Source organism: Microbacterium sp., assembly GCF_035277845.1.
In the GTDB taxonomy this organism is placed as follows: Bacteria; Actinomycetota; Actinomycetes; order Actinomycetales; family Microbacteriaceae; genus Microbacterium.
In genome coordinates this window covers 1-2,916 of the sequence record NZ_DATEJS010000143.1, presented here as the reverse complement: position 1 = coordinate 2,916, position 2,916 = coordinate 1, and the positions used below count along the sequence as shown (strand labels likewise).

Sequence of the window (2,916 nt, the reverse complement as noted above, 5' to 3'; positions counted from 1 at the left end):
CGAAAGTACGAAGCGCAGTGCTCTTGCCCGCGCCGCCGGTGCCGAAGATCGCCACGTTGCCGTCGCGGTCGGGCTCGTAGAAGATCGTCGGCTGCGCCTGCGCCGCCGGGTCGTCGCGCACGCCGAGCAGCATCCGCTCGTCGGTGCGGGGGTTGGGCAGGCGGGCCAGGTCGTACGCGTTCGCGAGCTCGTCCAGCCAGGGCCGCCGCGGCGCGGGGATCTGCAGCGAGGTCGCCGCGGAGCGCACCGACCGCACGATGCGCGAGATGTCGGTGGGTCCCGGGTCGGCGATGTGCGCGACCGGTGCGGCGGGGGCATCCCACGTCGCACCCACCCCGAAGTCGAGCTCGCGGATGTCGATCTGCGGCGCCGACTTCTCGCCCGTCGTCCAGCCGCCGACGTACCCCGTCTGGAACGAGGTGATCCGGCCGGGTCCGCTCTTCGCGGCTCCGCGGCCCGGGATCGACGGGTCGAACAGGCCGGCCATGGGGTCGCCGAGCACGTCCATCGAGTCGTCGATGTCGGCCATCCGCAGGGCCACGCGCAGGTTGGTGTTCGCGCGCAGGTTGTCCTTGATGACGCCCGCCGGCCGTTGGGTGGCGAGGATCAGGTGCAGCCCGAGGGAGCGACCGCGCTGGGCGACGTCGACGACGCCGTCCACGAACTCGGGCACCTCCTGCACCAGCGCGGCGAACTCGTCGACCACGATGATGAGGCTCGGCGGGCACTCCGGGTCGCCGGTGCGCTCCAGCGAGATGAGGTCCTTGGCCTTCTTGCGGGCGAGCAGCTGCTCCCGGTAGCGCAGCTCGGCGCGCAGCGACGTGAGTGCCCGACGAACGAGGTGCGGCGACAGGTCGGTGACGAGCCCCACCGTGTGCGGCAGGTCGACGCAGTCGGCGAACGCGGACCCGCCCTTGTAGTCGACGTAGAGGAACGTGACGCGGTCCGGGCTGTGCGCGGCCGCCATGCCGAGCACCCACGACTGCAGGAACTCGCTCTTGCCGGCGCCGGTGGTGCCGCCGACGAGGGCGTGCGGGCCCTGCGTGCGCAGGTCGAGCTGGAAGGCGCCGGTGCCGTCATGGCCGACCAGGGCGCGCAGCGTGCCGTCCTTCGCCTTGCGCCTGGGCGCCGAGCCGTCGCGCACCGTGATCGAGTCGTTCTCGCGCCAGCGGTCGATGACGACGGCCGGGTCGGAGCCCAGGTCGTCGCCGGACAGGTCGACGAACGAGACCGAGCGGGGCAGGTCGGAGGCGTCCTCGACGAGGGCGCCGGCATCGACCGTGGGCGACAGCACCCGCGCCCAGGCCGTCGCGGTCTGCGCGTCCAGCAGCTCGACCTTCACGGGGGTGGAGGTGATGCCGCGCCGCACCATGCCGCCCAGGGTGTCCTGCGCGTTGTCGTCCACCTGCAGGAACGTGCGGCACGCGGCCGGCAGCGCGCCCACGGCGGATGCCACCCACACGACGTGCACGCCGGCATCCGGTCCGCGCTCCACCAGACGGGTCAGCCGCCCCCGGTTCGCGGGAGCGTCGTCGGCGACGACGACGATCACGACCGGCAGGGTCGGCACCTTCTTCTCCGGCTCCTTGCCGGTGGGCACCGGGCCGCGCGGCTGCGCCGCCGCGGTGCCGATGCGCGACTCCACCAGTCCCTCGAGCCGTGACAGCAGCGCCGCCGCAGTGCCCGAGTTCGCGGCCAGGTGCGCACCCTCGAGCGGGCTGTGCGGGGAGCTCGCGTGCGGCAGCCATTCCAGCCACGACCACTGCGGGCGGGATGCTGGCGACGCGAACGCCGCGACGACGAGCTCCGCCGGCGAATGGGTCGAGACCAGCTGCATGACGGTGGCGCGGGCCGCGGCATCCGCCTGCCCGGCGGCGCCCGCGATGCCGACGCTGCCGGCTTCGCGCAGGTCGGCGATCACCGGCACGTCGTCGACGCCCGCGAACCGGGTCTGCACGCGCAGCACCGCGTCGACGTGCTCGGGCACGGCCTCCTCGAGGCCGTCGGCTTCGATGCGGGCGCGCGACGGCAGCCGGCCGGTGCCCAGGCGTGCGGTGAGGAAGAAGACGTGCTCGGGGCGATGGGTCCAGGTGAGGTCCCCCCAGTTCGACAGGGAGGCGAGGGTGTCCGCGAGGGCCGGCACCTCCCGGGTGCGCACATCGCGCTCGATGACCTGCTGCTCCTCCATGCGCTTCTCGAAGTGCGCGATGGCCGCTTCGAACGCCGCCGTCGCCTTCCTGAACGCCTTGCGGCCCTCGACCCGCTGGTCGATCCACGACCCCAGCATCATGAGCGGGCTCAGCGCGATGAACAGCAGCGACGCGGGCTGGCGCGTGATGGCGAACATGCCGACCCCCAGCAGCGCGGGGGACAGCATCGCCATCCAGGGCAGCCGTTGCTGCTGCGGGGGCTTCGGAGGCTTCGGCGCCTTGAACACGGGGTTCTCATAGCGCGGCACCACGCGCGGCGAGCGCACCACCTCGACGGTGGACCCGCCGACGGGCACGGTGCCCGGCCGGTTCAGCGGGACGACGGCGATCTCGGTGCCGCCGAGCACCACGACGTCCCCCGGGGACAGCACAGTGCGCGCGACCTGCTCGCCGCCCATCAGGATGCCGTTCGCCGAGTTCATGTCCAGGATCTCGACGGCCGTGTCGACGTTGATGCGGGCGTGCCGCTTGGAGACGAGCGCATCGTCGATCACCACGTCCGCACTGCGGTCGCGGCCCACGACGTTCGCCCCGCTGCGCAGCGGGAGCTCCTCGCCGGCGTGCAGCCCGGAGAGGATGCGCAGCACGGCGGCCGGCGCCTCATCGGCGGGCCGCTCGGGGGCGGCGACGATCTGCAGCGCCGTGCCGGAGCGCAGCCCCGACTCGCCCACCGCCCGGTCGGCGTCGAGCACGCGCTGTCCGGACT

The 2,916-nt window shown here is 73.4% G+C and carries 1 protein-coding gene; it reads right to left on the bottom strand.

All coding sequences use genetic code 11. The features are described from left to right. Nucleotides 1-2,916 (bottom strand): FtsK/SpoIIIE domain-containing protein (locus tag VJR25_RS06170; protein ID WP_324113624.1); only part of this gene is annotated, 2,916 nt, incomplete at both ends.